This is a genomic window from Rhodococcus sp. WB1, assembly GCF_001700945.1.
Lineage (GTDB): Bacteria > Actinomycetota > Actinomycetes > Mycobacteriales > Mycobacteriaceae > Rhodococcus > Rhodococcus aetherivorans.
The window spans coordinates 3,593,935-3,617,526 of sequence record NZ_CP015529.1 but is presented as its reverse complement, the minus strand read 5'-3'; the positions used below and the strand labels follow the sequence as shown (position 1 = coordinate 3,617,526).

The 23,592-nt window shown below is 71.6% G+C and carries 21 protein-coding genes and 1 pseudogene; 10 read left to right on the top strand and 12 right to left on the bottom strand.

What is annotated here, in order from left to right; all coding sequences use genetic code 11:
* Nucleotides 1–47: 47 nt before the first annotated feature.
* A complete protein-coding gene (locus A4U64_RS15915) occupies nt 48–971 on the top strand; it encodes an adenosine deaminase (RefSeq protein WP_029542515.1) in 924 nt (307 codons plus the stop codon).
* Nucleotides 972–979: 8 nt separating this feature from the next.
* Here A4U64_RS15915 and A4U64_RS15910 read toward each other — a convergent pair whose 3' ends face one another.
* Nucleotides 980–2,305 carry a D-arabinono-1,4-lactone oxidase gene (locus A4U64_RS15910; protein WP_065922817.1) on the bottom strand — a complete coding sequence of 442 codons (1,326 nt, stop codon included), beginning with the start codon at nt 2,303–2,305 and terminating at the stop codon, nt 980–982.
* 77 nt (nt 2,306–2,382) lie between these two features.
* Between A4U64_RS15910 and A4U64_RS15905 the strand changes: the two genes are divergently transcribed.
* Together A4U64_RS15905 and A4U64_RS15900 are read left to right on the top strand one after the other, a co-directional pair.
* Nucleotides 2,383–3,027, top strand: coding sequence for a TetR/AcrR family transcriptional regulator (locus A4U64_RS15905; RefSeq protein ID WP_029542519.1), 645 nt, complete (start codon nt 2,383–2,385; stop codon nt 3,025–3,027).
* Between the two features lie 72 nt (nt 3,028–3,099).
* Complete coding sequence (locus tag A4U64_RS15900) at nt 3,100–4,275, top strand: amino acid deaminase/aldolase (protein WP_065922816.1); 1,176 nt, start codon at nt 3,100–3,102, stop codon at nt 4,273–4,275.
* A 1-nt stretch (nt 4,276) separates the two neighbouring features.
* Here A4U64_RS15900 and A4U64_RS29015 read toward each other — a convergent pair whose 3' ends face one another.
* Nucleotides 4,277–4,576, bottom strand: coding sequence for a DUF2252 family protein (locus tag A4U64_RS29015; protein WP_250638188.1), 300 nt, complete (start codon nt 4,574–4,576; stop codon nt 4,277–4,279).
* A gap of 130 nt (nt 4,577–4,706) precedes the next feature.
* A pseudogene (locus A4U64_RS15895) lies at nt 4,707–5,459 on the bottom strand (DUF2252 family protein); the annotation flags it as partial.
* Between the two features lie 206 nt (nt 5,460–5,665).
* Between A4U64_RS15895 and A4U64_RS15890 the strand changes: the two are divergent.
* Entirely contained in the window at nt 5,666–6,310 is a 645-nt protein-coding gene (locus A4U64_RS15890) for an alpha/beta hydrolase (protein WP_065922815.1), read from the top strand.
* Nucleotides 6,311–6,374: 64 nt separating this feature from the next.
* Here the strand turns inward: A4U64_RS15890 and A4U64_RS15885 are convergent, their stop codons facing one another.
* The 4 genes from A4U64_RS15885 to A4U64_RS15870 form a co-directional block, all read right to left on the bottom strand.
* Entirely contained in the window at nt 6,375–8,177 is a 1,803-nt protein-coding gene (locus A4U64_RS15885; RefSeq protein ID WP_065922814.1) for an AMP-dependent synthetase/ligase, read from the bottom strand.
* 160 nt (nt 8,178–8,337) lie between these two features.
* Nucleotides 8,338–8,967, bottom strand: a complete 630-nt coding sequence (locus A4U64_RS15880; RefSeq protein ID WP_065922813.1) for a phosphoribosyltransferase — start codon at nt 8,965–8,967, stop codon at nt 8,338–8,340.
* Between the two features lie 83 nt (nt 8,968–9,050).
* A complete protein-coding gene (locus A4U64_RS15875; protein WP_006938685.1) occupies nt 9,051–9,482 on the bottom strand; it encodes a hypothetical protein in 432 nt (143 codons plus the stop codon).
* 136 nt (nt 9,483–9,618) lie between these two features.
* Entirely contained in the window at nt 9,619–10,893 is a 1,275-nt protein-coding gene (locus tag A4U64_RS15870; protein ID WP_006938673.1) for a TrpB-like pyridoxal phosphate-dependent enzyme, read from the bottom strand.
* Between the two features lie 122 nt (nt 10,894–11,015).
* Between A4U64_RS15870 and A4U64_RS15865 the strand changes: the two genes are divergently transcribed.
* From A4U64_RS15865 to A4U64_RS15855, 3 genes are all read left to right on the top strand, one after another.
* Nucleotides 11,016–11,588, top strand: a complete 573-nt coding sequence (locus A4U64_RS15865; protein WP_084648653.1) for a TetR/AcrR family transcriptional regulator — start codon at nt 11,016–11,018, stop codon at nt 11,586–11,588.
* Nucleotides 11,585–12,625, top strand: coding sequence for an SDR family oxidoreductase (locus tag A4U64_RS15860; protein ID WP_065922811.1), 1,041 nt, complete (start codon nt 11,585–11,587; stop codon nt 12,623–12,625). The genes A4U64_RS15865 and A4U64_RS15860 overlap by 4 nt, the downstream gene beginning before the upstream one ends.
* 69 nt (nt 12,626–12,694) lie before the next feature.
* The gene (locus tag A4U64_RS15855; protein WP_084648652.1) at nt 12,695–14,629 is read left to right on the top strand and encodes a DEAD/DEAH box helicase; all 1,935 of its coding nucleotides are present in this window, start codon (nt 12,695–12,697) and stop codon (nt 14,627–14,629) included.
* 108 nt (nt 14,630–14,737) lie between these two features.
* On the opposite strand, the gene A4U64_RS15850 is transcribed toward A4U64_RS15855, so the two are convergent.
* The 3 genes from A4U64_RS15850 to A4U64_RS15840 all read right to left on the bottom strand — a co-directional run bounded on the left by A4U64_RS15850 (nt 14,738) and on the right by A4U64_RS15840 (nt 18,063).
* The gene (locus A4U64_RS15850; RefSeq protein WP_006938668.1) at nt 14,738–15,541 is read right to left on the bottom strand and encodes a DUF1206 domain-containing protein; all 804 of its coding nucleotides are present in this window, start codon (nt 15,539–15,541) and stop codon (nt 14,738–14,740) included.
* Between the two features lie 66 nt (nt 15,542–15,607).
* Entirely contained in the window at nt 15,608–16,165 is a 558-nt protein-coding gene (locus A4U64_RS15845) for a mycothiol transferase (protein WP_065922809.1), read from the bottom strand.
* Nucleotides 16,162–18,063 (bottom strand): ABC transporter ATP-binding protein, encoded by a 1,902-nt coding sequence (locus tag A4U64_RS15840; protein ID WP_006938666.1) that lies wholly within the window; start codon nt 18,061–18,063, stop codon nt 16,162–16,164. Before A4U64_RS15840 ends, A4U64_RS15845 begins: the two co-directional genes overlap by 4 nt.
* A gap of 193 nt (nt 18,064–18,256) precedes the next feature.
* Between A4U64_RS15840 and A4U64_RS15835 the strand changes: the two genes are divergently transcribed.
* Nucleotides 18,257–18,718, top strand: coding sequence for a PPOX class F420-dependent oxidoreductase (locus A4U64_RS15835; protein ID WP_006938665.1), 462 nt, complete (start codon nt 18,257–18,259; stop codon nt 18,716–18,718).
* A gap of 9 nt (nt 18,719–18,727) precedes the next feature.
* On the opposite strand, the gene A4U64_RS15830 is transcribed toward A4U64_RS15835, so the two are convergent.
* Nucleotides 18,728–19,330 carry an AMIN-like domain-containing (lipo)protein gene (locus A4U64_RS15830; protein ID WP_006938664.1) on the bottom strand — a complete coding sequence of 201 codons (603 nt, stop codon included), beginning with the start codon at nt 19,328–19,330 and terminating at the stop codon, nt 18,728–18,730.
* Nucleotides 19,331–19,377: 47 nt separating this feature from the next.
* Nucleotides 19,378–20,148 (bottom strand): deoxyribonuclease IV, encoded by a 771-nt coding sequence (locus A4U64_RS15825; protein ID WP_065922808.1) that lies wholly within the window; start codon nt 20,146–20,148, stop codon nt 19,378–19,380.
* A 138-nt stretch (nt 20,149–20,286) separates the two neighbouring features.
* Here A4U64_RS15825 and A4U64_RS15820 point away from each other — a divergent pair, with 138 nt between their 5' ends.
* Nucleotides 20,287–21,045, top strand: a complete 759-nt coding sequence (locus A4U64_RS15820) for an ABC transporter ATP-binding protein (RefSeq protein WP_029542537.1) — start codon at nt 20,287–20,289, stop codon at nt 21,043–21,045.
* Nucleotides 21,046–21,057: 12 nt separating this feature from the next.
* On the top strand, nt 21,058–23,580 hold the full coding sequence (locus tag A4U64_RS15815) for an ABC transporter permease (protein ID WP_006938647.1): 2,523 nt from the start codon (nt 21,058–21,060) through the stop codon (nt 23,578–23,580).
* The last annotated feature ends 12 nt before the right edge of the window (nt 23,581–23,592 follow it).

The following is a 23,592-nucleotide window of genomic DNA, read 5'->3' as shown; positions in this document are numbered from 1 at the left end:
GTCCCTTCCGCGCGGCCGCGGAAGGGACGCGTCGACGAAGGAGGATCGTGCTCGCCGAACTGCACGTCCACATCGAGGGCACTCTCGAACCGGAGCTGATCTTCGCTCTGGCCGAGCGCAACCGGGTCGCGCTCCCGTACGCCGACCTCGCGGAACTGCGCAGCCGGTACGAGTTCACCGATCTGCAGTCCTTCCTCGACCTGTACTACGCGAACATGCAGGTGCTGCGGACGGCCGAGGACTTCGCCGATCTCGCGCGGGCGTACCTGCGCCGGGCGGCGCAGGCCGGCGTGACGCGGGCCGAGTTCTTCTTCGACCCGCAGGCGCACACGAGCCGCGGCGTGCCGCTGACGGAGGTGGTCGAGGGCCTCGCGGACGCCGTCGCGGCGGGCCGGCGAGAGTTCGGCGTCGATGCGGCGATGATCGCCTCCGTCGTGCGGGACCGGCCCGTGCACGAGGCCGAGGAGGTGTTCGGGGAGCTGCTGCGCCTGTCGGCTCCGATCATCGGGCTGGGTCTGGACTCTGCGGAGGTGGGCTATCCGCCGTCGCTGTTCGAGGACGTGTTCGCCCGCGCCCGCGCCGAGGGCCTGCACACGGTCGCCCATGCGGGAGAGGAGGGCCCGCCCGAATACGTGTGGCAGGCACTGGATCTGCTCGGGGCCGAACGCATCGACCACGGCATCCGATCCCTCGAGGACCCCCTCCTCGTCACGCGCCTCGTGGACGAGCAGATTCCGCTCACGGTCTGTCCGCTGTCCAACGTCCGTTTGCGCGTGGTGGATTCGCTCGAGCGGCATCCGCTGCCGCGCATGCTCGAGGCGGGCCTGCTGGTGACCGTCAACTCCGACGATCCGGCGTACTTCGGCGGGTACGTCGACGACACGTTCGCGGCGCTGCGCGATCGGCTCGGGCTCACGTCCGATCAGCGGGAGACGTTGGCGCGCAATTCGATCGCGGCGTCCTTCGGCTAGCCCGCGGCCTACGGGCCGAGCACGCGGTCCAGGTACGGGTTGGCGAAGGTGCGCTGCGGGTCGACGCGGTCGCGGACGGCGAGGAAGTCGTCGAAGCGCGGATACGTCGTGCGCAGGTCGGCCGCGCTGCGGCCGTGCATCTTGCCCCAGTGCGGCCGTCCGTCCACGGCGCGGGCGATCGCCTCGACCGCATCGAAGTACGCCCGGTGCTCGCGCCGGTGGTACTGGTGCACGGCGAGGTACGCGCTGTCGCGGCCGTGTGCCGTCGACAGCCACACGTCGTCGGCGGCGGCGAAGCGTACCTCGACGGGAAAAGCGACACGGAAGTCGTTGCGGGAGAGCCACGCATCGATCTCGGTGAGCACGTCGGTCACCGCGCCGACGGGTACGGCGTACTCCATCTCCCGGAACCGGACCCGGCGCGGGGAGGCGAAGACGCGATAGCTGCGGTCGACGAACTCCCGCGGCGACAGCGTCCGGGCGGCGAACTCGTTGAGCCGCGGGATGGTCGCGGGGGCGCGGGTCGCGACGCGCTGGACGACCTCGAACATGCCGTTGGCGAGCACCTCGTCGTCGACGAAGCCCCGTACCCGGCCCACCGGGGCGCCGGGCGCGTCGGCGGGCAGCCGGGTGTTGCGCTTGGTGAGCACCCGGTCGGTGTGCGGGAACCAGTAGAACTCGAAGTGGTCGACGGCGAGCCGGTCGCGCTCGAGCACGGCGAGGGTGTCGTGCAGCGTGCCGGGCGCTTCCGCGGCGTGCAGCGCGAAGGCGGGCACGCACTCGAGTGTGATCGTGGCGAGGATGCCGACGGCGCCGAGGCCGAGACGGGCGGCCTCGTAGAGTTCCGGGTGGTCGTCGGGGGAGCAGTGCACGACGGAACCGTCGGCGAGCACCACGGTGGCGGCGCGGGCGACGGTGGCGAGGCCCCCGAATCGTGCGCCGGTGCCGTGGGTGCCGGTGGACATCGCGCCGGCGAGCGACTGCACGTCGATGTCCCCGAGGTTGGGCACGGCCAGACCCTGATCCCACAGGAGCCGGTTGAGATCCCGCAGCCGGGTGCCGGCCCGCACGGTGACGAGCGCACCGGCGGAGGTGGGCCGGACGTCCTCGATGCCGGTGAACCGGTCGAGGGAGACGAGCACGCCGTCGGTGACGGCGACGCCGCTGAACGAGTGTCCCGCCCCGACCGCCTTGACGCGCAGGCCCCGCTCGGATGCGCGTGCGGCGAGGGCGGCGATCTCGTCCAGGGATTCCGGAGTCTCGTACGCGCGCGGCGTCGCGGATTCGGTGCGCGCCCAGTTGCGCCAGGTGGCTGCGGGACGGTCGGTGGCCATGGGGCAATCATCGACTTGGACGACCGTCCAGGTCAATAGGGGCCGACGGATCCGGACCGGGTTCTACGATCGGAGGCATGCTGAACCGGTTGCCGGCGGACCAACGTCGAGCCCAACTCGTCGAATCCGCCCTCGCGCTGGCCGAGGGCGGCGGTCTCGGGGCCGTCACAGTGCGTGCCGTCGCCGAGCACGCCGGCGTATCGCTCGGGGTGGTGCACTACTGCTTCGAGAGCAAGGAAGCCCTCGTCGCCGCGATGGGGGAGACGCTGGTGCTCCAGCTCAGCCAGGCGTTGCGCACCGCCTTCACTCTCCCGCAGAACGGGCCGGACCCGCAGGGCCCGCGCGGGCTGCGGCAGCTGCTCTACGCCGGGATCACTGCGATGTGGCCGACGATCGAGGCGACGGCCGACCGTCAGCTGCTCACCTACGAGATCACCACCTATTCGCTGCGCCACCGCGCCGCCGGCGAGCCGCTCGGCGGCAACATCGCCACCGAGCAGTACCGCATCATGGACGTCGAGGCCCAGGCATTTCTCGAGGAGTGCGCCGCCCGCACCGGCACCGAGTGGGTCGAGCCGGTCTCGACCGTCGCGCGCCTGGCGCTGGCCATGCTCGACGGCCTGGTCCTGCGGTGGCTGGTGGATCGTGACAGCGACGCCATCGTCACCGAACTCGACGACATCGCCGCGATCGTCGCCGGCCGGGCCGTGGAAACGACCTGAACCTGGACACAGGTCCAAGTCGGTGCTTGACTGGCCGCGACGACCCGACCTGCCGTGGATTGGACCCCCGCCGTGACCCACCCCCTCGACCGGCTCCACGACGCGACGGCCGACCTGGACCCGCCGCTCGCGGCCGTCGACCTTCCCACACTCCGACGCAACGCCGCCGACCTCGTCCGTCGCGCCGGGGGCACGCCCGTGCGGGTGGCGAGCAAGTCCGTCCGGTGCCGCACGGTCCTCGAGGAGGTGCTCGGCACCGGCCTCACCGCCGACGGCGGTTTCCGCGGGATCATGGCGTACTCGCTGCGCGAAGCGCTCTGGCTGGTCGAGCGCGGCGCCCGCGACGTGCTCCTGGGATACCCGACCGTCGACCGTGCCGCGCTCGCCGAACTCGCCGGCCGGCCGCACGCCCTCGACGCCGTCACCCTCATGGTCGACTCCGCCGCCCAGCTCGGCATCGTCCGCGACGCCCTCGGCACCGCCCGTGTGCGGCCCCGCGTGTGCCTCGACGTGGATGCGTCGCTGCGGCTCGGGCCGGTGCACCTCGGCGTGCGGCGCTCGCCGCTGCGCACGCCCGACGAGGTGGGGCAGCTCGCCCGCTGCGCCACGACCGCCGGCTTCGCCGTCGTCGGAGTGATGTTCTACGAGGCGCAGATCGCCGGTCTGCCCGACACGTCGCTCGCGGTCCGCCTGATCAAGCGCCGGTCGGCCGCCGAGCTGGCCACCCGTCGCAGCGCCGTCGTCGGGGCCGTCCGCGCCGTCGTCGGCGACCTCGAGATCGTCAACAGCGGCGGCACGGGTTCGCTCGAGATCAGTTCCGCGGACCCGGTCGTCACCGAGGTCACCGCCGGCTCCGGCCTCTACGTGCCCACGTTGTTCGACCGATACCGGGCCTTCACACCGCGGCCCGCGCTGTACTTCGCGCTGCCCACGGTGCGCAGGCCCAGTCCCACCATCGCCACGCTCTTCGGTGGCGGTTACATCGCCTCCGGCCCGACGGGTCCGTCCCGGGTACCGCGGCCGGTGCGGCCCGCCGGACTGCGGCTGCTGCGCGCCGAGGGTGCCGGCGAGGTGCAGACCCCGGTCACCGGCCGCGCCGCCGCAGACCTGCCCGTCGGCGGCCGCGTGTGGCTGCGGCATGCCAAGGCGGGGGAGCTGTGCGAGCGGTTCGCGCACCTGCATCTCGTCGACGCCGGCGGCACCCGCACCACCGTCCCCACCTATCGCGGCGAGGGACACTGCTGGTGAGCTACGCCGGTGCCGCGCTGGTGCACAACGCCTTCCAGTCCTGCTCCGTGCGATCGGCGTAGGCGGCGGACCACCGCGCCACCGCCTCGTCGAACACCGTCCCGCGGCCGAGATACCCGGCGACGAACGCGCCGTCCGGGCTCTGGCTGTGGGCGCGGGCGAGCAGCGCTCCGCACAGCCGGCCGTACTGCTCCGATTGTGCGGGCCTGAGCCGTTCCCACTGTACCGATCCCTTCATGTCCCGGAACTGACGGACATAGAAGTCCCGGCGCACGCCGTCGGCGCCGGGGACGCCGGTGATCCAGCCGAGAAGCGGATCCGAGTGGGCCTGCAGGATCCGCTGTGCCCCCCACGACGCGGGCGCCCTGGCCGTGCGCGATGAGGTCGGCCTCGACCCGGTGCGGGGTCTCCCGGATCCCGCCGTGCGTCTCCAACACCGACCGCCCGGCCTCCTTGACCTGGAGAAACAGCGGCTCGTCGGCCGGGCCGAGCAGCAGGACGAGGAAGCACCGGGTGCCCACGCTGCCCACCCCCACGATCCGCATCGCGAAATCCACGACGCGGTACTGGGAAAGCAGCAGCTGGGCATCCGCCCGCACCGTCGCACGGTAGGACGCGACGATCCGCTCGATGGCGTCGAGTGACCCGATGTCGAGGTGGCGGACGATCGGGGGCTGGTCGACGATGCGCGGAACGCCGTCGGCCGTGGTGACCGTCAGTTTCCTCAGGACCTGTTCCGACGTGCGGCTGCGAGCCTTCTGCACGACGGCTCGTATCGCCTCCGGATTCCGCGACGCCTGCTCGATCTCTTCCGCGTCGACCTGGAAGTAGAACCGCTCGGTGGCCGTCAGGCCGGACAGGAACCGGATGGTCTCGCGGTACGAGCACACCGTCGCGAGGGTCGCGTCCCGGCACTGCTGCTCGGTGCAGCCGGTGTGACGGCCGGCCAGCCATACCGAGGCGGCCAGCCGCTTGACGTCCCATTCCCACGGCGCCGGATACGCCTCGTCGAAGTCGTTGAGATCGAACAGGACCTGTCGCTCCGGCGAGGCGTACAGGCCGAAGTTCGCCAGATGGGCGTCGCCCGAGGCCACCACGTGCGGTCCCGTCACGGCCTCGGTGGACAGGTCCGCCGCCATCGCGGCGGCGCTGCCGCGGTAGTAGGCGAACGGGGACTCCGTCATCCGCTCGTACCGGATCGGCACCAGTTCCGGCAGCCGGGTGCGGTTCTGCTGCTCGAAGATCGCCACGGGGTCGCGGTCGGGGCAACGGAATTCGCCGTGCGCACCGCGGGGCACGCGGCTGCGGGCGGCACGCCCCTCGGCTCGACTGCGCTCGGCGGCGGTAGTCGGTGTCATCCCGCGATTGTGCACCGGCGCACAATGACCGCATGCCCTTTTTCGACGGCAGCACCGGCCGTATCCACTACCGACACTGGCCCGTCGACGGCGCGGCGGCCGCCGTCGTCTTCGCCCACGGGATGCGTCAGCACACCGGCCACTACCACCGCTTCGCGGCGGGCCTGGCGACGCACGGCATCGCGTTGTGGGGCATCGATCTCGCCGGGCACGGTCTGTCCGAGGGCAGCCCCGGCGAACCGGGCGTCCTCGACGACCTGGCTGGGGACCTGCTGCGCGTCGCGGAGGTGGCGGACCGTGCCGAGCCGGGGATGCCGCTGGTGGTGATGGGGCATTCGCTCGGCGCGGCGACCGCCCTCACGCTGCTGCGCACCGACGCCGGCCGCTTCCGTGGCGCCGTGCTGTGCGGGACGCCGCGCTCGGCGGCCGTGCCCGCGACGGCCGAGATCCTCGCGGGGGCTCGCATCCCGCTGCTCGCGGTGCACGGCGCCGACGACCGGCTGGCCCCGATCGACCCCGTGCGGGCCTGGGCCCGGACGATCCCGGCCCTGGACCTGCGCGAGTACCCCGACGCGGGCCACGACCTGCTGCACGAACCGGTGCACCGCACGGTGACGCGCGACGTCGCCGAGTTCGTCCGGACCGTGACCGAAGTGCCGGCCCCCCAACAACAGTGAGCGAATGTATCCCTCACTCGATCAGAGGAGATGAAGGATACATTCGCTCACCATGGGCGTGGCCCTACGAGTAGATGGCCTCGATCGCCGTGCCGTGCGCCTCGTGGATGACGTTGCGCTTGAGCTTGAGCGTCGGGGTCAGCTCGCCGGTCTCGATGGTGAAGTCCACTTCGAGGATCCGGTACTTCTTGATCTGCTCGGGGTTGGAGACCTTCCTGTTGCCCTCGGCCACCGCGGCGTCGATCTCCGCGATCAGGTCGGGGTTCTTCAACAGCTCGGACACCGGGGCGTCGGCCGGAATGCCGTGGCGCTCCTTCCAGCCGGGCAGGGCCTCGGGGTCGAGGGTGATCAGCGCGCCGATGAACGGCTTCGCGTCGCCGACGACGATGACCTGGCTGATCAGCGGGTGCGCCCGCAGAGCGTCCTCGAGCACGGCCGGGGCGACGTTCTTGCCGCCGGCGGTGACGATGAGCTCCTTCTTGCGGCCGGTGATGTGGACGAATCCGTCCTCGTCGATCTTGCCGATGTCACCGGTGTGGAACCAGCCGTCGACGATCGCTTCGGCGGTGGCCTTCTCGTTCTTCCAGTAGCCGCCGAACACCGCGGGGCCCTTGAGCAGCAGCTCGCCGTCCTCGGCGATCCGCGCGGCGTGCCCGTTGACCGGCCGGCCGACACTGCCCACCCGCTGGTGCTCGGGGGTGTTGATGGTGACGCCACCGGTGGTCTCGGTCAGGCCGTAGCCCTCGAAGATCGGGATGCCGACGCCGCGGAAGAAGTGGCCCAGGCGCGCGCCGAGGGCGGCGCCGCCGGAAACCGCCTGCTCGCACTCGCCACCGAGGGCCGCGCGCAACTTGCTGTACACCAGCTTGTCGAACACCGCGTGCTTGATCTTCAGGCCCAGACCGGGCCTGCCCTTGTCCAGCGCCTCGCTGTACGCGATGGCGGTATCGGAGGCCTTCTCGAAGATCCGGCCCTTGCCGCCGTCGTACGCCTTCTGCTTGGCCGAGTTGTAGACCTTCTCGAACACGCGCGGCACCGACAGGATGAAATTCGGCTTGAACTCGCCGAGCTGGTCGAGCAGCGTGGTCAGATCGGAGGTGTGCGCGACGGTGACGCCGTGCTCGAACGCGCCGAACGAGATCTCGCGGGCGAACACGTGCGCGAGCGGCAGGAACAGCAGGGTCCGCTTGCCGCTCACCATGGAGTTCGGCAGGGCGAGCTTGACGGCCGCCGCCTCGGCCCACAGGTTGCTGTGGGTCAGCTGCACACCCTTGGGGCGGCCGGTGGTGCCCGATGTGTAGATCAGGGTGGCGGGGGACTCGGCACGCACCTGGTGGCGCCGCTCCTCGAGCTGCGCGTCGGTGATCGCGGCGCCGCGCGCGATCAGTTCGTCGACGGCGCCCTTCGCTCCCGCCGCGCCCTCGATCTGCAGGACCTCGCGCAGGGCCGGCGCGGCCTCGGCCACGGCGGCGACCGTCCGCGCGTGGTTGTCGTTCTCCACGACCAGCAGCGAGGTCCCCGAGTCCTCGAGGATCCACTGGGCCTGGTCGGCCGAGGAGGTCTCGTAGATCGCGACGGTGCAGCCCCCGGCGGCCCAGATCGCGTAGTCGATGAGGACCCATTCGTAGCGGGTGCTCGACAGGATCGCGACCCGGTCGCCGAGTTCGATCCCGGAGGCCATCAGGCCCTTGGCCACCCCGCGGACCTGTGCGGCGAACTCGGCGGCGGTGACGCTGACCCACCGGCCGTCGACCCTGCGCTCGAACGGCACCCAGGTCGGCGACTCCTTCTCGTGCCGGAAGACGGCGTCCGCCATCGATGCGTCCTCGGGAATCGAGAACGACTGTGGCACGGCAAACTCTCTCACGGTGACCCCTCCATCAATTTTTCACTGGTGGATGTGCATTGCATCACACGAGGACGGAAAACGCAGCAACGGGGGTGCCCGATTTGTAGCCTTTTCGCTCTGACCTGTGAAGATACCTGTTAATGATGGACACGGACAACCGTTGTGCGCGGGTGCGTGCTCAGGCGGGCTCGAGCAGCCGGGCGGCCTCGTCGTCGGAGAGCTGATGGAAGTCGTCGTATGCGGCGCCGACGCTGCCCAGGTCCGCGGGCGTGAACGGGCACACCACCTCGTCGGCCACCGCGCCCACGCGACGCGCCGCCTCCGGGGACGCCACGGGCACCGCCAGCACCACCCGTTCGGCACCGGACTCCCGAGCGGCCAGGCAGGCGACGGTTGCGGTCGCGCCGGTGGCCATGCCGTCGTCGACGAGGACCACCGTGCGTCCCGACAGCGACGTGCGCTCCTTGCCGCCGCGCAGCAGCCGGGCGCGACGGTCGAGTTCGGTGCGTTCACGGGCCTCGATCCGTGCGATCGAGTCCTCGGCCACCCGGCCGATCCGGATGACGTCCTCGTTGAGCACGCGGAAGCCGCCCTCGGCGATGGCGCCCATCGCGAGTTCCGGCTGCCACGGCACCCCGAGTTTGCGGACGACGAGCACGTCGAGCGGGGCGTCGAGGGCGCGAGCCACCTCGCGGGCGACGGGGATGCCGCCGCGTGGGAGGGCGAGGACCACGGGGTTCGCGTCGCGCAGGTGGGCGACCGAGCGGGCCAGCCGCCGCCCGGCCTCCGGACGGCCGGAATAACGCATAGGTCGAGTATGCGCCCGGCGGCGGGCGGCCCGGGCGGGTTTGCGTCCGGATCCGGGCCCGCTCAGGCGACGGTGTGCAGGGCTCAGGCGACGGTGTGCAGGGCTCGGGCGGGCCGCAGGGCGTCGAGGAGCGGCTGCCAGGTGGAGGCGTCGCCGCCGCGCCGCTGCCACTCGCCGGCGAGGGTGGTGTCGTCCGTACCGGCGAGGTCGTCGATGGTGTCGACGCCGTGCCGGTACAGGACCTCGGCGGCCAGTTCGACGGTGTCGGCGGCGATGGGGGCCTCGTCGGGGCTGTAGCGGCGACGGTAGTGGCCGACCTTGCCGGCCCACTGGGCGCTGCCGCCGGTCTCCTCGAAGGTGCGCAGGAGCGCGCGGATCCCGTCGCGGCCGGCGTCCGCGCCCTGGGCGGCCCTGTAGGCCCGGTAGCGATCGGTGACGATCCCGGGATCTACGCCTCGGGTGCGGTGCACTGCGTCGAGCAGGCGCAGGGCCAGGTTGTCGGCTGCGTCGGGCATCGGGGCCTCCCGGTGGTGACATGGCGCGGTGGAGCGGTTCCACAGGTGTATCGCTGATGACCGGGCGTGTGTTGCATCACAGAGTTCCTCGGCGTGTCTTCCTCCCCGTCACAGGGGAGGAAGACACGCTCCGGCGCTATCCGAGCTCGCCGTGCAGGTATGCGGCGTAGGCCGGCAGGTCGAGCTGCCCGTGCCCGGACAGTCCGATCACGATCACCTCGGGCCCGGTCACGGTCCGCGCGTACTCGGCGGCCGCCGCGAGGGCGTGGGCCGACTCGGGGGCGGGCACGATGCCCTCGCTGCGGGCGAACTCGACGGCCGCCGCGAAGGCGTCGGTCTGCGCGACGGCCGTGCCCTGCACGTATCCCAGTTCGACGGTGTGGCTGAGCAGCGGCGCCATGCCGTGGTAGCGCAGCCCGCCGGCGTGGATGGGGTCGGGGATGAAGTCCTGACCGAGGGTGTGCATCTTGAGCAGCGGGGTGAGGCCGACGATGTCGCCGTGGTCGTAGCGGTACTCGCCCTGCGTGATGGACGGGCACGCGGCCGGCTCGGCGGCCACCACCCGCGTCGTGGCGCGACCGTGCAGCACCTCGCGCAGGAACGGGAACGACAGGCCGGCCAGGTTGGAGCCGCCGCCGGCGCAGCCGAACACGACGTCGGCCTGCTCCTCGCCGGCGGCGCGCAGCTGGGCGACGGCTTCGAGACCGATCACGGTCTGGTGCAGCACGACGTGGTTGAGCACACTGCCGAGCGCGTACCGGGCGGCGGGGTCGCCGGCGGCGACCTCCACGGCCTCGGACACGGCGATCCCCAGCGAGCCGGGGGTGTCCGGCTGTTCGGCGCGCACCTTGCGGCCGGACGCGGTGAGTTCCGACGGGCTCGAGTGCACGGTGCCGCCGTACACCTCGATGAGGTGCCGGCGGTACGGCTTGGACTCGTACGAGGCGCGCACCTGCCACACCTCGAGATCGATGCCGAACTTGGCGCATGCGAACGACAGCGCGCTGCCCCACTGGCCGGCGCCGGTCTCGGTCGTCAGCTTCTTCACGCCGTCGAGGGAGTTGTAATACGCCTGCGCCAGAGCCGAATTCGTCTTGTGGCTGCCCACCGGGCTCACGCCCTCGTACTTGACGTAGATGCGGGCGGGGGTGCCGAGTGCGCGCTCGAAGGACCGAGCCCGCAGCAGCGGCGTGGTGCGGTAGGTCGCGTACGCCTCCCGGACGGGTTCGGGGATCGCGATGTCGGTCTCGGTGGACAGCTCCTGCTCGATCAGGCCGGCGGCGAACAGCGGTTCGAGGTCGGCGGCCGTGACCGGTTCCCTGGTGCCGGGATGCAGGTGCGGCGGCGGGGCGTCGGGCAGATCTCCCGCGATGTTGTACCAGTGGGTGGGAATGCTGACGAGCTCCGGCACCGGAAGGTCCTTTCGTCTGTCGAGAGTGGAACCGGTTCAGTGTGCCCCCCGTCGCACGTGGCCCGTCCGGCGGAGGGCTCGCGATGTCGACAGAAATATGTAGACCGGTCTATTATTTTGCCGTGACCACCAAGGGAGCACGCACGAAGGCGCGCATGATCGACACCACGCTGGAGCTGATCCAGACCCGCGGCTACCACGGCACCGGCCTCGCCCGCATCACCGACGCCTCCGGTGCGCCCCGGGGCTCGGTGTACTTCCATTTCCCCGGCGGCAAGGACGAGCTCGTCGTGGCGGCGCTGGACCGGGTGGGCGCGGAGTTCACCGGCCTGCTCGAGGCGCTGCTGGCCGAGGGGCGGACCGCCGCCGAGATCGTCGCCGCGGTGTTCGACGACCTCGCCGCCCGGCTCGGGCGATCCGGGTTCGCGGCCGGCTGCGCCGTCGCCTCCGTCGCCGTCGACGCCGCCACCGACAACCCCGTTCTGCAGCAGAGCTGCGCCCGCGTCTACGAGTCGTGGCGGGTGGTCCTCGAGCGGGTGCTCGCCCGCGACGGGATGCCCGATGCCGCCCGACTCGCCGGGGTGATCGTCAGCCTCGTCGAGGGCGCGACCACCGTCGCCCGTGCCCGGCACGACGTGTCCCCTCTGGTGGACGCCCGTGCCGTCGCGCTCGACCTCCTCGGATCCGCGCGATGAGCGCCGCGGTGGTCTTCGGCGCGACGGGGTTCATCGGCCGCGGCCTGCTGCGGGAACTGCTCACCGACCCGGACGGCGACGACCTCGTCGTCGCGGCGGTGCGGACCGCGGAGTCGGGGGCGCGGCTGCGCGACCGGCTCGTGTCCGGCGGGGTGCCGCTGGACCGGCTCTCGGTCCACGTGTTCGATCCGGGCTCCGTCGAGCTCGTCCTGGATCCCGTGGCGGCGGACGTGCGCGACGTCTACAACCTCGCCGCCGCGTTCGCCTTCGGGATGACGGCCCGGGCGGCGCGTGAGGTGAATGTGGTTCTGGCCGAGAAGATCACCCGATTCGCGGTCGCTGCCGGCGCGCGCCGGCTGGTGCACGTCAGCGGATACCGCGTCGCGGCGTACCCGGCCGTGCCGGCGCCGTGGCCGCCCCGGTACCGGCGCCGGATCTACCGGAGGTTCGGCGCGTACGAGGCGTCGAAGATCGAGGCCGACGCGGTGGTGCGTGCACTCGCCGCGGAGCTCGGGGTCCCCCTCACGGTGGTCAACCCCGGAACGGTGATCGGCGACTCCCGGACCGGGGAGGCCGATCAGTACCTGGGTCTCGCGGAGCTGGTCGTGCAGCTCGCCCGCGGGCAGCTGCGCGCCGTGCCCGGCTCGCGGCGCACCGTGCTGCCCGTCGTCACCATCGACCACCTCGCGCGCTTCCTGGCGCTGATGCCGCGGGACCCGGAGACGGCGGGGCGGGCCTACTGGGTCCTCGACGACGCCACGCCGCCGCTGCCCGAGCTGGTCGCGCTGGTCGCCGACGAACTCGGGGTGGCCGCGCCGCGACTGCGGATACCCGTCGCGGCGCTGTGGGCTCTGCCGGCCCGCCTGACCGGGGCGGAGAAGGAGACCCTGAGTTTTCTCAGCGCCGACACCTATCCGACGGCGCCCGCCACCGCCCTCGCGCGCCGGCACGGGCTCGAGTACCCGCCGGTGCGGCCGGCGCTGCGGCTGTGGGCCCGCCACGTGGCGGCGACGGCACCGGATGCGGCGTCCGGATAGGGTGGTCGGGGACCCTTGTCCGGCGCTGTGGAAGGGTCATGGCCGTCCATCCGATAAACTGCAGGTCAAATGAGTGATACTGTGCAAGACCCCGAAGCCGACACCGCTACCCCCACGTTCGCCGATCTGGACATCGACGCCCGTGTGCTGCAAGCGCTTTCGGATGTGGGCTACGAGACCCCGTCGCCGATCCAGGCGGCCACCATCCCGCCGCTGCTGGAGGGGCGCGACGTCGTCGGTCTCGCGCAGACCGGCACCGGCAAGACCGCCGCGTTCGCGGTGCCGATCCTGTCGCGGATCGACACCGCGGTGAAGCGGCCCCAGGCACTGGTCCTGGCTCCCACCCGTGAGCTCGCCCTGCAGGTCGCGGAGGCTTTCGGTAAGTACTCGGCGCACATCCCGGGTCTGCACGTGCTGCCCATCTACGGTGGCCAGAGCTACGGCGTGCAGCTGTCCGGGCTGCGCCGTGGCGCGCACGTCATCGTGGGCACCCCCGGACGTGTGATCGATCACCTCGCCAAGGGCACCCTCGACATCTCCGAGCTCGAGTTCCTCGTGCTCGACGAGGCCGACGAGATGCTCACCATGGGCTTCCAGGAGGACGTCGAACGGATCCTCGCCGACACCCCGGAGACCAAGCAGGTCGCGCTGTTCTCGGCGACCATGCCGGGCGCGATCCGCCGGCTGTCCAAGCAGTACCTGCACGACCCGGTCGAGATCACGGTCAAGTCGAAGACGACGACGTCGGCGAACATCACCCAGCGCTGGGTGCTCGTGTCGCACCAGCGCAAGCTCGACGCCCTGACCCGGATCCTCGAGGTCGAGCAGTTCGAGGCGATGATCCTCTTCGTCCGTACGAAGCAGGCCACCGAGGACCTCGCGGAGCGGCTGCGAGCCCGCGGTTTCTCGGCCGCCGCGATCAACGGTGACATCGTGCAGGCCCAGCGCGAACGCACCATCGGCCAGCTCAAGAGCGGTGCGCTGGACATCCTCGTCGCGACGGACGTGGCGGCCCGCGGTCTGGACGTCGACCGCATCAGCCACGTCGTGAACTACGACATCCCGCACGACACCGAGTCCTACGTGCACCGCATCGGCCGCACCGGCCGCGCCGGGCGCAGCGGTGACGCCCTGCTGTTCGTCGCCCCCCGCGAGCGGCATCTGCTCAAGGCGATCGAGCGGGCCACCCGGCAGCCGCTCACCGAGATCCAGCTGCCGTCGGTGGAGGATGTCAACGCCCAGCGCGTCGAGAAGTTCAACGATTCGATCACCGAGGCGCTCACGTCGGATCACCTGTCGCTGTTCCGCACGTTCGTCGAGGACTACGAGCGCGAGCACGACGTGCCCCTCGCCGACATCGCGGCAGCGCTGGCCGTGCTCTCCCGCGACGGGGAGTCGTTCCTCATGGAGGCCGAACCCGAGCCCGTGGCGCCGCCGCGGCGGGAACGCGAGCCGCGGGAGCGGCCGCCGCGCCGGTTCGACGACGACGGTGCGTCACGCGTCGGGCGCGACGGGCAGGAAATGGCGACCTACCGCATCGCCGTGGGTAAGCGGCACCGGGTGGTGCCCGGCGCGATCGTCGGCGCCATCGCCAACGAGGGCGGCCTGCGCCGCAGCGACTTCGGGCACATCAGCATCCGCCCGGACCACAGCCTCGTCGAGCTGCCGAAGGACCTGTCGCCGGAGACGCTCGAGGCGTTGCGCGGCACCCGCATCTCCGGGGTGCTCATCCAGCTGCAGCCCGACAGCGGCGCACCGGCGGGTCGGCCGTCGACCTACCGTCAGCGCGACGACCGCGGCGAACGCCGTCAGGGTGAGCGCAAGGAGTACGGCGGCAAGAAGGACTGGGGCGATCGCAGCGGCCGCAACAAGGACTTCGGTGGGCGCGGCGACCGGTTCGGCGACAAGCCGAACCGCGGATTCCGTGAACGCTCCGGCGAGCGCGGGCAGTCCGGTGGACACGGCTCGGGCGGCCACAGCGGCGGCTACCGCGGGCGCGACTGAGCACAGCGGCGGCTACCGCGGGCGCGACTGAGCACAGCGGCGGCCACCGCGGGCGCGACTGAGCACAGCGGCGGCCACCGCGGGCGCGACTGAGCACAGCGGCGGGGCTCACATCTTCCCGTACCGCGCGAGGACGAAGCAGTACGCGCCGTACGCGGCGATACCGAGGCCGGCCGCGACGAGCAGGATCTGACCGAACGGGGCGGTGCCCAGCGTCTTGAGGGCACCGTCCAGTCCCGTCGCCTTGGACGGATCGGCGGTGAACGTCGCGACGAGGACCAGGACGCCGGCGCCGGCGATCGCCAGGCCCTTCGCGACGTACCCGACGGCGCCGAGCGGCTCGGCGTACCGGGGCAACCGCGCCCGGTGCAGGTCGTCGAGGAACTTCTTCGCCGCGCCCTTGTAGACGTGGTAGGCGCCGATTCCGATGATCACCAGCCCGGCCGCGACGAGCAGGACCTTGCCGCCTCCGGACTGCATCAAGCGGGCACTGAGTCCGGCGTTCTGTTCACCGCTCGACTTGCCGGTGCCTCGCGCGAACTGGAACGCGGCCAGTGCCAGCGCCAGGTACGCCACGGCGACGCCGACGGTCTTGACCCGGTCCAGGGCGGACGGTTTCTCGACGTCCGAACGTTTGCCCACTGCGGCCTCGACCAGACGCCACAGTGCCAGCGCCGTGAGCGTCACGGCCAGGATCCACAGGACGATCCGGCCGCCGGGCTGGGCGGCGAGCTCGCCGAGGGCACCGGACTGATCGGCACTGGCCGGATCGCCGAACGCGACCTGGACGACGATGTAGGCGATCAGCAGGTGCACGACCCCGCTCGCAGCCTGTCCGACCCGCGCCACCTTCTCGAACATCGGGTGCTGGGCAGCGCCCGCAGCTCCCGTGCTGGTCTGTTGTCCGGTCACGCGACGGCCTCCAGGATCTCGCGGCGACGGCGCCGGGGCGCCCCGGCAGTGGTGCCTACGGCGAGCCTATCGCGCCGGCGGGGCGTCGTCCGGGTTCGCCGGCGCCGGGTACCGGACCCTGCCGGCCAGGACGTCGGCGGTGGCGCCGTCGACGGATTCGCGGATGATGTCGGCGTGGCCGGCGTGCCGGGCCCATTCCTCGATCTGATGCAGGACCAGGAACCGCACGGAGAGCGGCACGCCCTGGTCCAGCCATCGGGCGATGTCCGCCGGCAGTTCCACCACCCGGCCCAGGTCCGGGTCCGCCCGCAGCACGTCGGCGAAGCGGGCCGCGACTGTGTCGAGCCGGGCGAGCTGATCCGCGACGGTCTCGTCGTCGCGCAGCGCCCACCCGGCCGTCCACGCCGCCACCGGGTCCGGCTCGCGGCTCTGCGTCCCGGCGATGCGGTCGGCGGCGGCGACCTCGCCGTCGATCACATGGTTCAACAGCGACGCCAGGCTCATCGCGGAGGCGCTGGGCACGCTGCGCGCCTGGTCCTCGGTCAGGCCGGACAGTGCGTTGCGGAACGCGGCGCGCTGATTGTCGAGAAGCAGGAGCAGCAGATCGGTCTCGTTCGTCGTCATGCGCCCAGTGTGGGAGCCATTGCGGACACCCGCGGTCCTGAATCGGCGAACTGGGTGCGGTACAACTCGCCGTAACGCCCGCCGGCGGCGAGCAGCTCGGAATGGGTGCCGCGCTCGACGATGCGTCCGGCCTCGACCACGAGAATCAGATCCGCCGCGCGGACCGTGGACAACCTGTGTGCGATCACCACGGAGGTCCGTCCGGCCAGCGCCTCCGTGAGCGCCTCCTGCACGGCAGCCTCCGACGTCGAGTCCAGGTGCGCGGTGGCCTCGTCGAGGATGACCACCCGCGGGTGGGCGAGCAGCAGCCGCGCAATGGTCAGCCGCTGGCGCTCACCGCCGGAGAGCCGGTACCCGCGCTCGCCGACGACGGTGTCCAGGCCGTCGGGCAGGGAGCGGATCAGGTCGGTGAGCCGGGCCCGGCCCAGCACCTCCCACAGCTCGTCCTCGGTTGCCTCCGGGCGGGCCAGGAGCAGATTCGCCCGCACGCTCTCGTGGAACAGGTGCCCGTCCTGGGTGACCATGCCGACGGTCCCGCGGATCGACGCGGTGGTGAGCCGGCGCACGTCGACCCCGCCGAGCAGCACGGATCCGGAGTCGGTGTCGTAGAGCCGCGGCACCAGTTGCGCGATCGTGGACTTGCCGGCGCCGGAGGAGCCCACCAGGGCCACCATCTGCCCGGGCTCGGCCCGGAAGCTCACGTCGTGCAGGACCGGTGCGCCGCCGCGGGTGTCGAGCGTGGCCACCTCCTCCAGCGACGCCAGCGAGACCTTGTCGGCGGCGGGGTATGCGAAATCCACGTGCCGGAACTCGACGGCGACCGGGCCGTCGGGGACGGGGCGGGCGTCGGGGGCCTCCTCGATCAGCGGCCGCAGGTCGAGCACCTCGAAGACCCGCTCGAAGCTCACCATCGCGCTCATCACGTCGACGCGGGCGCTCGCGAGTGCCGTCAGCGGCGAGTACAGGCGCGTCAGCAGCATCGCCATCGCCACGACGGCACCCGGCTCGAGCTGGCCGCGCAGCGCGTAGAAGCCGCCGAGGCCGTAGACGAGGGCCAGCGCGAGGGCGGACACGAGGGTCAGGGCTGTGACGAACACCGACTGCAGCATCGCCGTCTTCACCCCGATGTCGCGCACCCGGCGGGCGCGGACGGCGAACTCCGACGACTCCTGCGACGGCCGGCCGAACAGCTTCACCAGCGTCGCGCCGGGCGCGGAGAATCGCTCCGTCATCTGGGTGCTCATCACCGAATTGTGGTTGGCCGCTTCACGATTCAGGCGCGCCAGCCGCACGCCCATGTGCCGGGCGGGCACCACGAAGATCGGCAGCAGTAACAGCGCGAGCAACGTGATCTGCCAGGAGATCCCGATCATCACCACGAGCGTGATCGCGAGGGTGACGAGGTTGCCGACCACGCCGGACAGGGTGTCACTGAACGCCCGTTGGGCGCCGATGACGTCGCTGTTGAGCCGGCTGACAAGGGCGCCGGTGCGGGTGCGGGTGAAGAACGCAATGGGCATGCGCTGCACGTGGTCGAACACGGTGGTGCGCAGGTCGAGGATGAGGTCCTCGCCGATGCTCGCGGACAGCCAGCGGTTCAGGATGCCGAGCCCGGCCTCGACGACGGCGATGGCGGCGATCAGCACCGCCAGCCACGTGATCACCGAGAGGTCGGCGCGGTCGACGATGGCGTCGATCACCCGGCCGGCGAGGACCGGGGTGGCCACGCCGAGTGCGGCGATCACCACGCTCAGCAGCAGGTACATGCCGATGTTGCGGCGGTGGGGGCGGGCGAACTCGGCGATCCGGCGCAGGCTGGCGCGCGAGAACGGACGCCGGTCGCTCTGCGCGTGCATCGCGTTGTACATCGCGTTCCACGCGGTCACTTCCATGCTCATGCGGGAGCCTCCTGAAGTCGGTCGCCCGACCGTAGAACCTCGAGTGGACTCGAGGTCAAGCGTAGGTGCGCGGACTGCTGCGGGCTCGCGAGGCCGGCACCGAGTCTGCCCGTTCGTGTAGAACCCGCCACCGGATTCTGCACGTGACCTCCGACAGGGCCCGTCGTCACGGCCGCGCACGTAGGGTCGGAGCATGGCACCGAAGATCGCAACGGCGGACCGCGTGGACCGCGACCGGCTGCTCGAATTCGTCCGCCCGCGCCACCGCGGCACCCTGGTCACCACCCGGTCCGACGGCCGGCTGCAGATGTCCCCGGTCACGTGCGGGCTGGACGACGCCGGCCGCATCGTGATCGCGACCTACCCGGAACGCGCCAAGGTCGTCAACATCCGCCGCCGCCCGGCCGTGTCGATCCTGATCCACTCCGACGACTGGAACGGGCCCTACGTCCAGGTCGACGGCACCGCCGAGGTGATCGACCTGCCGGACTCGGTCGAGCCCCTCGTCGAGTACTTCCGCGCCGTCGCCGGGGAGCACCCCGACTGGGACGAGTACCGGGAGGCGATGCGCACGCAGGGCAAGTCGCTGATCCGCATCACCGTCGAGGACTGGGGTCCGGTCGCGACGGGCGGTTTCCCGCCCGGCCGGGCCTGAGCCGCCCGATCAGCGAGCGACGTCGACGACCAGCCGCGTCGGGTTCGTCAGCGCGTACACGGCGAACGGCGTGTTCGGCTCCGCGACGCCGACGAACGACTGGGTCACGCCCTCGAAGACGCCGGAGCCGTTGACCTCGACGACCGAGCCGCCCGGCTGCGCGAGCACCGGGTTGGGGCCGGAGTACGGTTCGACCCCGCTGTCGAACGGATACGCGGACCCGTCGATGAGCACCTGCAGGATCGCGCCGCCGGCGACGGCCACGTCGTTGCCGCTGCCGTCCTGCACCGCCCGGTCGACGTATCCGACGCGCCACCCCGGGGTGCCGGTGCCGCCCATCTCGTACACGACCCGGTCGAAGTTCTCGTGCCGGCCGGTGCGGATGTCGGTGACGGTCAGCTTCGCGCCGGCCGAGGCGGGCGACGTCTTGTCCGATGCGTCGGTCGGCGCGGGCTCGGGGGTCGGCGACGAGTCGGCGGACCCCGACCCCGACGAGATCGTGGAGGTGGCGGTGCTCGCCGACGCGGACGGTGCCGGGCTGTCGGCGTCCGAGCAGCCCGCAAGTACCAGCGCGGCGGCGGTGACGGCGAAGGCGATCCGGGCGTGCTTCATGAGCAAGATGTTACGGCTGTGACGGCCCGGTCTCCGGGAGGCGTGCCTCACCCGAGCAGTTCGCGCAGGTAGGCGACATCCTCGGCGATCCCCTCCGCCGGGGTCTCGAGGACGATCGGCGCGTCCGCGGCCCGGCACACCGCCACCAGCAGGCCGGGGTCGATCGTGCCGGCGGCGATGTTGGCGTGCCGGTCCCGGCCGGAGCCGAAGCCGTCGCGGGAATTGTTCAGGTGCACCAGATCGATCCGGCCGGTCGCGGCCCGTACCCGCTCGACGACGTCGACGAGGTCCTCGCCGCCCGCCCACGCGTGGCAGGTGTCGAGGCATAAGCCCACGTCGTAGTCGCCGACGGCATCCCACAACCGCGCGATCGCATCCACGTGCCGGGCCATCGCGAACTCGCCCCCGGCGGTGTTCTCGATCAGGACGGGCACCGCGAACCCGCCCTTGTCCTCCTGTCGCTCGAACAGCTTGCGCCAGTTCTCCACGCCCGCGGCGACCTCCTCGCCGGACCGGACGTGGCCGCCGTGCACCACCAGGCCGAAGGCGCCGATCCGGGCGGCCGCCTCGGCGTGCTCGGCCACGGCCTTGCGCGACGGCATCCGCAGCCGGTTGTTCGTGCTGGCCACGTTGATCACGTAGGGGGAGTGCACCACCACCGCGACGTCGGAATCGCGGATCTGTTCCTCCCGGGGGTGCGGGCCCGGCTTCGTCCACTGCTGGGGATCGCCGAGGAACAGTTGCACCAGGTCTGCGCCGACGCGTTCGCCGCAGCCGATCGGATCGTCGTCCTGCCGGACGTGTGCTCCTATCCGCATGGTCTCGACGGTAGCGCCCGGCGGCGACGCAGGAGAACCTCACCGGGACGTCACCGGGCGCACCCTGAGAACCGTCCGGCGCGGAATCCGGGACGTCCCCGATGGTGCCCTGTCGGAAAAGTCAGGAAGATGGTGGGCATGCCAGCCCACACCGCCACTGCCGCGCGCGCAATCGACCTGAGAAAGATCTACGGAACCGGTGAGACCGCCGTCCACGCCCTCGACGGGGTGAACGCGGAGTTCGCGGCGGGGGAGTTCACCGCCATCATGGGTCCCTCGGGTTCGGGGAAGTCGACGCTGATGCACTGCCTCGCCGGCCTCGACACCGCCACGTCCGGTTCGGTGGTCCTCGGCGACACGGACCTGACCGACCTGTCGGACAAACAGATGACGCAGCTGCGGCGCGACCGCATCGGCTTCGTCTTCCAGGCGTTCAACCTGGTGCCCACGCTCACTGCACTCGAGAACATCACGCTGCCCGTCGACATCGCCGGCCGCAAGGTCGACCGCGAATGGCTGGACACCGTCGTGAACCGCCTGGGACTCGGCGACCGGCTCGACCACCGGCCCGGGGAGTTGTCCGGCGGTCAGCAGCAGCGCGTGGCGTGCGCCCGCGCGCTCGCCGGCCGGCCCGAGATCATCTTCGGCGACGAGCCCACCGGCAACCTCGATTCCCGTTCCTCGGGCGAGGTGATGTCGATCCTGCGGGCCGCGGTCGACGAGTTCGGGCAGACGGTCGTGATCGTCACCCACGATCCGCGTGCGGCCAGCTACGCGGATCGGGTGGTGTTCCTCGCGGACGGGCGCATCGTCGACGAGATGCGCGACCCGACCGCCGACTCGGTCCTCGACCGGATGAAGCAGTTCGACGCCGTCGCCGTTCCCACGGCGAAGTAGGGCGAGCCGATCATGAGCGCGAATCCCATCCGCAGGGTTGCCCTGCGCAATCTCGCCGCCCACAAGGTGCGGCTGCTGCTGACCGTCCTGTCCGTGGTGCTCGGCACCGCGTTCGTCACCGGCTCCTTCGTCTTCACCGACACCCTGCAGCGCACATTCGACAGCATCTTCGCCGACGCCGCCAAGGGCGTCGACGTCCGCGTCAGCAGCGAACAGCAGGGCGCGAGCGGCGTCCCCGACTCCGACGTCGCCGTCGTCGCCGCGGTCCCCGGCGTGCGGACCGTGGTGCCGGCGTTCGGTGGGCCGGTCATCGTCCTCGACTCCGAGGGCGCGGCCATCCAGACCGGCGGCGCCCCCAGCGAGGGCACCGCCTACCTGCCCCCCGACCAGCAGCTCGGCGACCCCAACGAGTTCGTCGCCGGACAACCGCCCGCCGTCGACGGCGAGATCGCGCTCAACTCGAGCGCCGCCGAGCGTGCCGGACTGTCCGTCGGGGACCCGACGAAGATCCTCGCCGCCTCGGCCGGGATCGTCCCGGTCACGGTCAGCGGCATCTACGACGTCGAGACCGACACCGGCGGCTACGTCGGGGCGATGTTCACCGAGAACCAGGCCCGCACCCTGTTCACCGACGGCACGCACGTGCAGTACATCGACGTCGCCGGCGACGGTGTGCCCGCGGACGAGCTGCGGGACCGCATCGCCGCCGCCGTGCCCGGCCAGAAGGTCCAGACGGGCGCCGAGGTCAGCGAGGAGATCAAGACCGAGATCGAGGAGGCGCTGAGCTTCCTGAACTACTTCCTGCTCGCGTTCGGCGCGATCGCGCTGCTGGTGGGCACCTTCATCATCTACAACACCTTCTCGATGATCGTTGCGCAGCGACTGCGGGAGCTCGCGTTGCTGCGGGCGATCGGGGCGAGCCGCAGCCAGGTGGGCCGGTCGGTGAACCTCGAGGCACTGGTCGTCGGGATCGTGGGCAGTGCCCTCGGCATCGCCGGCGGCGTGGCCCTGGCCTACGGGCTGCGCTCCGCGCTCAACGCGTTCGACGTCGGCCTGCCCTCGGGCCCGCTGCAGCTCGCGCCGCGGACCGTGCTCGTGGCCCTGCTCATCGGCGTCGTCGTCACCGTGGTCAGCGCCTACGCGCCGGCCCGCCGCGCGAGCAAGGTCCCGCCGGTCGCGGCCATGCGGGAGGAGTCCACCGCGACCGTCGAGTCGCTGCGGCTGCGGACCGTCATCGGAGCCGTCGCCGCCGTGGCCGGTGCCGTCACCGTCGTCGTCGGCGCCCAGGGCACCGGCGGTGGCGCGGCCTCCACCGTCGGCGTCGGGGCCTTCGCCCTGATCATCGCGGTCCTGCTCGCGGCGCCCGCGCTGTCGCGGCCCTTCGTCGCGGGGCTCGGCGCGGTCTTCGCCCGCCCGTTCGGGGCCGTGGGCCGGCTCGCCCGCACCAACGCGGTGCGCAACCCCCGCCGTACCGCCGCCACCGCCTTCGCGCTCACGCTGGGTCTGATGCTGGTGTCGGTGATCGGGGTGTTCGGCGCGTCCGCCAAGGAGAGCGTCAACTCGCTCGTCGACACCGGCGTCAAGTCCGACTTCATGCTCACCGGACCGCAGATGATCGGGGTGCCCGTGGGGGCCGCCGCCGCGGCGGCGCGGGCCGAGGGCGTGGAGGAGACCATCGCGATGCACGGCGTCCCGGCGCGCATCGGCGACGAGGACACGTTCGGCGTCGCGCTGTCCGGCCCCCTCGGCGACGTGCTCGAGGTCGACGTCACCGAGGGCCGGGAGGACGTCGCCGGCACCGACCTGCTGGTGTCGCAGACCACGGCGGGCGAGAAGGGTTGGAAGGTCGGCGACGCGGTCACCCTCACCAGCCGCGACGGCGAGGACGTCGGCACGACGGTGAGCGGCATCTTCGCCGACAACCAGTTGCTCGGCTCGTGGGTCGTCTCCGAGGAGGTCTACCAGCAGTTCACCCCGCCTGCGTCGCGCTCGGACTTCGTGGTGTTCGTGAACACCGCGGCCGGCAGCGATCCGGAGACGATCCGCACGGCGCTCGAGGACGCCACCAAGCAGTTCGTCGTGGTCCAGGTGCTCGATCGGGAGCAGTTCAAGGGCCAGCAGGCCGCCCAGATCGACACGCTGCTCGCCGTGCTCTACGGGCTCCTGGCGCTGGCGGTGGTCATCGCGGTCCTGGGCATCGTCAACACCCTCGCCCTGTCGGTGGTGGAGCGGCGCCGGGAGATCGGCATGCTCCGCGCGGTCGGCATGCAGCGGGTCCAGGTCCGCCGCACGATCTACATCGAGTCGATGCTCATCGCGGTGTTCGGCGCGGTCGTCGGTCTGGTGCTGGGCCTGGCGTTCGGCTGGGGCTTCGTCCGGACGCTGGCCGACCAGGGCCTCGACAAGATCGCCGTCCCGTGGGGGCAGGTGATCGCCATGCTCGTCGGTTCCGGCGTGGTCGGTGTGCTCGCCGCCCTGTGGCCCGGCGTCCGTGCCGCACGCACGCCGCCGCTCGAGGCGATCTCCGACATCTGACGCGACGGGACC